General features: G+C 70.2%; 1 protein-coding gene. It reads left to right on the forward strand.

What is annotated here, in order from left to right; translation table 11 throughout:
* Positions 1 to 655: penicillin-binding transpeptidase domain-containing protein (locus tag IF67_RS0138450; protein WP_030993702.1), on the forward strand; the 655-nt coding region annotated here is incomplete at both ends.

The raw sequence follows: 655 nt of genomic DNA on the forward strand, positions 1-655 counted from the left end.
GCGCCCGGTCGTCGGCAGCGAGATCCCCTTCGCCCCGGAGAACGAGGACGACCGCTCGTACGGCCCCGTCACCGTCCAGAAGGCCACCAACAGCTCGATCAACTCGGTCTACGCCCAGATGATCGTCGACGTCGGCCCGGAGAAGACCAAGAAGACCGCCCTCGCCCTCGGCATGAAGGACGGCCAGGACTTCGGCGCCACCCCCGCCATGTCGCTCGGCACCATGGGCGCCTCCACCCTCGACATGGCCGGCGCCTACGCGACCCTCGACAACCACGGCAAGAAGGTCAACCCCGCGCTCGTGAAGAGCGCCCAGCACAGCGACCGCAAGGTCGACGTGGTCAAGCAGACCGGCGAGCAGGTCATCAGCCGCCGGGCCGCCGACACCGTCACCCAGGCCATGACCGGCGTCGTCACCAACGGCTCCGGCTTCCGCGCCGCCGGCGACTACCAGGCCGCCGGCAAGACCGGCACCTCCGAGAACAACCGCTCCGCCTGGTTCGTCGGCTACACCCCCGAACTGGTCACCGCCGTCGCCCTGTTCGGCGAGGACACCTCCGGCAAGATCGCCGAGCAGGTCACCCTCACCGACGCCATCAACCCGGGCCGCGCCAACGGCGGCCGCACCCCCGCCCTGATCTGGGGCGAGTACACC

The sequence above is a fragment of the Streptomyces sp. NRRL S-1813 genome (assembly GCF_000719605.1).
GTDB lineage: Bacteria > Actinomycetota > Actinomycetes > Streptomycetales > Streptomycetaceae > Streptomyces > Streptomyces decoyicus.